Source organism: Lentzea kristufekii (assembly GCF_033949925.1).
Classification (GTDB): Bacteria; Actinomycetota; Actinomycetes; order Mycobacteriales; family Pseudonocardiaceae; genus Lentzea; species Lentzea kristufekii.
The window spans coordinates 414500-421698 of the sequence record NZ_JAXAVV010000006.1 but is presented as its reverse complement, the minus strand read 5'-3'; the positions used below and the strand labels follow the sequence as shown (position 1 = coordinate 421698).

Genomic DNA, 7199 nt, shown 5'->3' with positions numbered 1-7199 from the left:
GGCCTAGTCGCCCCAGTCGGGGTCCGCGCGCCGCTCGGCCGCCGCGTCCACGACCGCGTTGACCCGCGCGACCTCCGCCTCGCGTTCGGCGTCGCTGTGCCGGTCGCCGAACCGCTCCAGCACGTCGTCCTGGTCGCCACTCCAGGCCTGCACGACGCCGATGGCTTCGTGCAGTGCCGCTCGCCTCGTGATCGCTTCGACGAGGCGCTGTGCCGCGGCGGCATCGCCGGAACCGCGGCTGGATGAGGTCATGTGTCCAGCCTCCTCCTCATCGCCGGGAATAGCGACCCTGTGCCCGGCCGATGTCGCCGGGGTACTGTTCGGCGAGGTCACATGTTGCGACTAGTCCACTGTGGATGAATCGGGAGCGGTACCGGATTCGCGATCCAGTGGGCAGCCGCACGAGAGGCCGAGGGCGGACGGACAGCGCAGGGATCGGCTTGAGCGAATGATCGCGCAGTGCGCCACGGGTGTGGAGTGGCGCAGGCGCTGTGCACGGTGTGCGTGAAGGTGCTTCCGGTGGACGCCGCGGCGCTGGTCATGCGGGTCGACGAGCGGTCACAGGAGATGGTCACCGCCAGTGACGGGTGGAGCGAGGCGATCGAGGAGCTCCAGTACTCGCTCGGCGAGGGGCCCGTGGCGGAGGCTCGCCGCGGCGGTGATCCGGTGCTGGTGGCCGACATGAAGGCCGAGCGCGCCAGATGGCCCTGGTACGCCGCCGCGAGCGCCGAGGCCGGCCTCGGCGCGATGTTCGCGTTTCCCCTGCACGTCGGCGGTATCCGCCTCGGCGCGCTGAACCTCTACCGGCGGCGCCCCGGTGGTCTGTCGGCGGACGCGCTCGCGGACGCCGCGGTGCTGGCTGACCTGGCGGCCCTCGCGCTGCTGGAGAGCGAGCTCGCGGACGAGCACGAGAAGCTGCGGATGGAAGTGTCCTATCAGGACGTCCGCCTGGCGACCGGTGTGCTGGCCGCGGGACTGGAGATCGGTCTTGAAGAGGCTTTCGCGAGGCTGCGGGCGCACGCGTTCGCCGAGCACCGGACGTTGGTGGCGGTGTCGCGCGACGTGCTGGAACAGCGGATCCCCGTCGACCGTCTCGCGAACTGAGCACTACATGCCGAACGACATGGAGCGGCTGGCAAGTCGCCTGCTTTTTCGCGAAGCGGTGTAGGGAGCGTTTCGCCGGGTAGCTCAATCTCATGGCAGAACGTGCTGTGGTGACCGGAGGTGCGGGCTTTCTCGGTTCGCACATGTGCGATGCCCTTGTGGCGCGCGGCATGCGGGTGACCTGTGTGGACGACTTCAGCACGGGAGAACCCGCGAACGTGCCCCCCGCCGTCGACCTCATGCACGTCGACGTGCGCGAACCGTTCCGGTTGCCGCCCAGCGAGCTGGTGCTGCACTTCGCCTGCCCCGCGTCGCCGTCGGCCTACCTGGCGTCCCCCGTCGGCACGCTCGAGACGGGCGGGTTCGGCACCCATCACGTGCTGGAGGAGGCCAGACGGATCGGCGCGCGGGTGGTCGTCGCCTCCACCAGCGAGGTGTACGGCGATCCGCTGGAGCACCCGCAGCGGGAAACCTATTGGGGCAACGTCAATCCGATCGGGCCGCGCAGCGTGTACGACGAGGCGAAGCGGTTCGGCGAGGCGCTCGCGTTCGCGTACCGGCGGGAGCACGGGCTCGACGTCGGCGTGGTGAGGATCTTCAACACCTACGGGCCGCGGATGAAGTCGAGCGACGGCCGGATGTTACCGACGTTCTTCGCGCAGGCCCGCAAGAACGAGCCGTTGACCGTGCACGGTGACGGCACGCAGACGCGGTCGCTCTGCTACGTGGACGACCTGGTGCGCGGCGTGCTGGCCATGGCGGACAGCGGCGAGGCCGGGCCGGTCAACCTCGGCAACCCCGAGGAGGTCACGGTGCTGGAGGTCGCCAAGCAGGTCATCGAGGTGACCGGCAGCGGCTCCGAGATCCTGCACGTCGGTGCGATGACCGACGACCCCCGGCGACGCAGGCCGGACATCACCAGGGCGCGGGAGCTGTTCGGCTGGGAGCCGGAGATCCCGCTGGAACGAGGACTTCGACTGATGGCGAAGGAGGCGTGATGCGGGTTCTGGGCATCAACGCGATTTTTCACGACCCCGCGGCCGCCCTCGTGATCGACGGGCACACGGTCGCGGCCGCCGAGGAGGAACGGTTCTCCCGGCGCAAGCACGGCAAGCGGCCGGTCCCGTTCTCGGCCTGGGAGCTGCCGGAGATGGCGGCGAGGTGGTGCCTGGAGCAGGCAGGGCTCACGCCGGCCGATCTCGACGCCGTCGCGTACTCCTACGATCCGGCGCTCGCGGAGGACGACACCGCACCGTGGGAGGAGCTGCGCACCACCTACGCCTGGCGGGCCCCGCAGTTCCTGGCCACCGCGTTGCCCGGCCTGGACCCGGAGATCGTGCGGTTCGTGCCGCACCACGCCGCCCACGCGGCCTCGACCGGGCTCGCGGCACCGTTCGGCGGGAACTGCGCGGTGCTGGTGGCCGACGGGCGCGGCGAGTGCGGCTCCTACCTGGCCGGGCGGTACGACGACCAGCAGCTGGTCAAGCTCGCCGAGCAACGGCTGCCGCACTCGCTCGGCCTGCTCTACGAGGACCTGACCGAGCACCTCGGGTTCCTGCGGTCCAGCGACGAGTACAAGGTCATGGCGCTCGCCTCGCACGCCGAACCGGTGCACCTCGACCTCATGCGCGAGCACATCACCACGGCCGGCGGCGGCTTCCAGATCGTGCCGATCGAGTGGAACACCCTGGCCAAGCCGCCGGACGGTGAGCTGCTGCAGGAACACGCCGAACTCGCCGCCAGCGTGCAGCGCAGGCTGGAGGAGGTGCTGCTGGAGCTCACCACGTGGCTGCACGAGCAGACCGGTGAACGCAGGCTCGCGATGGCGGGCGGGGTGGCGCTGAACTGCGTCGCGAACACGCGGATCTTCGCCGAGGGACCGTTCGACGAGGTGTGGGTGCAGCCCGCGGCCGGTGACTCGGGCACCGCGCTCGGGGCCGCGCTGCACGTGGCGTCGGGTGAGCCGCTGGCGCCGATGCCGGGGGCCGACCTCGGCCGGAGCTGGAGCGACGACGAGATCGAGCAGGTGCTGAAGACGGCGAAGGTCGTGTACGAGAAGCCGGCGGACCTGGCCGCCGTGGTGGCGCGGGCGCTGGCGGACGACAAGATCATCGCCTGGTTCCAGGGGCGGTCGGAGTACGGGCCACGTGCGCTGGGCCGCCGGTCGCTGCTCGCGAACCCCTGTTTCGCCGCGAACCTGGAACGGATGAACGACGTCAAGGGCCGCGAGCAGTTCCGCCCGATCGCGCCGATGGTGCTGGAGAGCAGGGCGCACGAGCTGTTCGAGCGCGGACCGGTTCCCAGTCCCTACATGCTCTTCGTGCACGACGTCCGTCCAGAGTGGAGGGACCGCATACCGCCCGTGGTGCACGTGGACGGCACCGCCCGTGTGCAGACCGTGGCGGACGACCCGCTGCTGGAACGGGTGCTGGAGGAGTTCGACCGCCGCACCGGCGTGCCGGTCGTGGTCAACACGAGCCTCAACACGGCCGGACGGCCGATGGTCGACTCCCCGAGGGACGCGCTGGAGTGCTTCGGCTCGTCGCCCGTCGACCTGCTGGCGATCGGCCCGTTCGTGGTGCGGCGATGACCGGCTACACCGTCGTCATCCCCACCGTCGGCCGAGAGAGCCTCGACGTCGTGGTGAACGCCATCCGGTACGGCGACGGGCCGCCACCGGACGAGATCATCGTGGTGTACGACCGGTTCGGCCGCGGACCGGCGGCCGCGCGCAACTCCGGCTGGCGGCGGGCCACCAGCGAGTGGGTGGTCTTCCTCGACGACGACGTGCTGCCGCCGCCGGACTGGAAACGACGACTCGTCGACGACCTCGAGGCACTGGAGGACGACGTGGCGGCCAGTCAGGCACGCATCGAGGTGCCGCTGCCGCCGGACCGCAGGCCCACCGACTGGGAACGCAACACCTCCGGCCTCGCCGACGCGAAGTGGATCACGGCGGACATGGCCTACCGGCGGTCCGCGCTGCTGGAGACGGGCGGTTTCGACGAACGTTTCCCGCGGGCCTACCGGGAGGACGCCGACCTCGCGCTGCGCGTGATCGACCTCGGGTACCGGGTCGTGTTCGGTGACCGGATCACCACGCATCCCGTGCGGCGCAACGGTTTCTTCACCAGCGTGAAGCAGCAGCGCGGGAACGCCGACGACGCGTTGATGCGCAAGGTGCACGGCCCGCGGTGGCGGGAGAAGATCGGCGGACATCGCGGCCGGTTGCGCGAACACGTGCTCACGACCGGCCTCGCGGTCACGTCCGTCCTCTGTGAACTTACCGGCCACAGGCGTGCCGCGGCCGTCGCGGGACTGGGGTGGGCCGCCATGACAGCGCGCTTCGCGGCGCAGCGCATCGCGCCAGGGCCTCGTACGGCGCCGGAGGTCGTGCGGATGATCGTGACGAGTGCCGCCATCCCGCCGGCCGCCTGTCTGCACCGAGTCCGTGGCGAGTTCCAGGTGCGCGTGACCCAGAACGAGACGCAGACCGCAGCACAGGACATGTCGGGAGGGCGACCGTGCATCGAATCGGTGTCGTTGGTGCCGGGTACGTCGGCCTGACCACGGCCGCCTGCCTCGCTCACCTCGGCCACGACGTCGTCTGCGCGGACGTGGACGACGCCAAGGTCGGGCGGTTGCGGCGCAACGAGGTGGACCTGGTCGAGCCGGGGCTCGCGGAACTGCTGGAACAGCACGACATCGAGTTCACCACGGTGTTTCCGCGTGACGTGGACTTCCTGTTCGTCTGCGTTCCCACGCCGGCGGGGGAGCGCGGTGAAGCCGATCTCACCGCCGTGCACGACGTCGTCGCGCAGGTGCCGGAGAACACCGTGCTGGTGCTGAAGTCGACGGTTCCCGTCGGCACCGCGCGGGGCATCGCGCACCAGCAGACCGTGTCGAACCCGGAGTTCCTGCGGGAAGGCCATGCGGTCGAGGACTTCCTGCGACCGCAACGCGTGGTGGTCGGTTCGGCCGACCTGGACGCGGCGAGACGGGTGGCCGCGCTCTACGGTGACGTACCGGTCGTGCTCACCGACAACACCACGGCCGAGCTGATCAAGTACGCCTGCAACAGCTTCCTCGCGGTGAAGCTGTCGTTCGTCAACACCCTCGCCGAGCTGTGTGAACGCGTCGGCGCGGACATCGACGGCGTCACCGAGGGCATGCGCCTGGACGAGCGCATCGGTGCCGCGTTCCTGCAGCCCGGCCCCGGCTGGGGCGGCTCCTGCCTGCCCAAGGACACCCGCGCGCTGCTCAGCACGGCACGGGAGCAGGACGTCGAGTTCGCGACCCTGCGCGCCGCCGTCGACACCAACGACCACCAGGTCCGCCGCATCGCGGAGAAGATCGAGGGTGACCGGATCGGGCTGCTCGGCCTCACGTTCAAGGCGGGCACCAACGACCTGCGCGACTCGCCCGCGCTCGCGATAGCGCGGCTGCTGGACGGCGACATCCGCGCCTACGACCCGGCGATCAGCCAGGAGGTCGACGGCATCACCGTCGTCGGCACACCGGAGGAGCTGGCGGACGGCCGCGACGTGCTGGTGGTGCTCACCGAGTGGCCGGAGTTCGCCGAGCTCGACTGGCCGGCGCTCGCCGGCCGGATGGCGACACCGGTGCTCGTCGACACCCGAGGCGTCGTCCCCGCCGACAAGGTCCGCGAGGCGGGCTTTCGGCTGGTCAGCGTGGGACGTCCGGACGGACGACGATGACGTCGGATGAGCGCGATGTGGTGACGCCGGGCAGCGCTTCGGCGAGTGGTGTTTCGAAGCCTTTTCCGGGGATAAATCTCCTCTGTGGACCGGACTTCCGCCGCGGGGCCCTCCGATCGTGACGACGCGATGTGGACGCCGATGTCGCGGGCGGGGATCGGCTGTACGACGGAGGTGAGGGGCATGAGGATCGCGATGGTGTCCGAGCACGCCAGCCCACTGGCGGTGCTGGGCGAGGTCGACGCTGGTGGGCAGAACGTGCACGTGGCCGCGCTGTCGGAGGCGTTGGTGGCGCGAGGACACGAGGTCGTGGTCTACACACGGCGTGACGACGGGGAGCTCCCTGATCGGGTGCGTACGAAGGCCGGTTACGAGGTGGTGCACGTACCCGCCGGACCTGTGGAACACGTGCCCAAGGACGAACTCCTGCCTTTCATGGGGGAGTTCGCCCGCTTTCTGGCCGCGGACTGGCGTGCTGTGCCACCTGACGTCGTGCACGCGCACTTCTGGATGTCCGGATTCGCCGCGATCATGGCGACACGCGACCTCGACGTGCCGGTGGTGCAGACCTTCCACGCGCTCGGCACCGTGAAACGCCGCCACCAGCACGAGGCGGACACCAGTCCTCCCCAGCGGATCGCGATCGAGCGGATCATCGGCAAGAAGGCCGACCTGATCGCCGCGACCTGCGAGAACGAGGTGAACGAGCTGGTGCGGATGGGAATCCGGCGCACGCACACCGCCATCGTGCCGTGCGGCGTCGACCCCGAGCTGTTCCACCCCGCCCCGGCCTCTCCCCACCCGCGGCGGATCGTGTCGGTCGGCAGGCTGGTGCCGCGCAAGGGGTTCGAGGACCTGATCACCGCGCTGAAGATGGTGCCGGAGGCCGAACTGGTGATCGCGGGCGGGCCGCCCGCGAGGAAGCTGAGGTCGGACCGCGAGGCGCAGCGGTTGCTCGCGCACGCGGAGGCCCTCGGGGTGCGCGACCGCGTCCGGCTGGCTGGGCAGGTGGCCCGCCAGGACATGCCGAACCTCCTGCGCTCGGCGGAGGTCGTCGCCTGCGTGCCGCGGTACGAGCCGTTCGGCATCGTGCCGCTGGAGGCGATGGCGTGCGGCCTGCCGGTGATCGCATCCGCGGTCGGAGGGCTCTTCGACACCGTGGTCGACGGCGTCACCGGAAAGCTGGTGCCGCCGCGCAATCCGAAACGGCTCGCGAAGGAGCTGCGGGTGTTGCTCGCGGACCGCTCCCGGCGCCACGTCTACGGCACCGCCGGTGCCGACCGGGTCTCCGCCTGCTACACCTGGGACGAGGTCGCGCGGAGGACCGAACACCTGTACCTGCGCGTCGCCCGGCCGTCGCTGGCGATGGTGTGATGA

General features: G+C 70.5%; 7 protein-coding genes. 6 read left to right on the top strand and 1 reads right to left on the bottom strand.

Translation table 11 applies throughout. From position 1 onward, the window contains the following. Positions 1–3 precede the first annotated feature (3 nt). Entirely contained in the window at positions 4–252 is a 249-nt protein-coding gene (locus SK571_RS15895; RefSeq protein WP_319984838.1) for a hypothetical protein, read from the bottom strand. 267 nt (positions 253–519) lie between these two features. On the opposite strand from SK571_RS15895, the gene SK571_RS15890 reads away from it, so the two are divergent. The 6 genes from SK571_RS15890 (at position 520) to SK571_RS15865 (ending at position 7196) form a co-directional block, all read left to right on the top strand. Then, positions 520–1104, top strand: a complete 585-nt coding sequence (locus tag SK571_RS15890) for a GAF and ANTAR domain-containing protein (RefSeq protein WP_319984837.1) — start codon at positions 520–522, stop codon at positions 1102–1104. Positions 1105–1196: 92 nt separating this feature from the next. Then, positions 1197–2102 carry an NAD-dependent epimerase/dehydratase family protein gene (locus tag SK571_RS15885; protein ID WP_319984836.1) on the top strand — a complete coding sequence of 302 codons (906 nt, stop codon included), beginning with the start codon at positions 1197–1199 and terminating at the stop codon, positions 2100–2102. Then, positions 2102–3694 (top strand): carbamoyltransferase family protein, encoded by a 1593-nt coding sequence (locus SK571_RS15880; protein ID WP_319984835.1) that lies wholly within the window; start codon positions 2102–2104, stop codon positions 3692–3694. The genes SK571_RS15885 and SK571_RS15880 overlap by 1 nt, the downstream gene beginning before the upstream one ends. Beyond that, positions 3691–4671, top strand: coding sequence for a glycosyltransferase family 2 protein (locus SK571_RS15875; protein ID WP_319984834.1), 981 nt, complete (start codon positions 3691–3693; stop codon positions 4669–4671). The genes SK571_RS15880 and SK571_RS15875 overlap by 4 nt, the downstream gene beginning before the upstream one ends. Further along, on the top strand, positions 4629–5822 hold the full coding sequence (locus SK571_RS15870; RefSeq protein ID WP_319984833.1) for a UDP-glucose dehydrogenase family protein: 1194 nt from the start codon (positions 4629–4631) through the stop codon (positions 5820–5822). The genes SK571_RS15875 and SK571_RS15870 overlap by 43 nt, the downstream gene beginning before the upstream one ends. Positions 5823–6005: 183 nt before the next feature. Next, positions 6006–7196 (top strand): glycosyltransferase, encoded by a 1191-nt coding sequence (locus SK571_RS15865; protein WP_319984832.1) that lies wholly within the window; start codon positions 6006–6008, stop codon positions 7194–7196. The last annotated feature ends 3 nt before the right edge of the window (positions 7197–7199 follow it).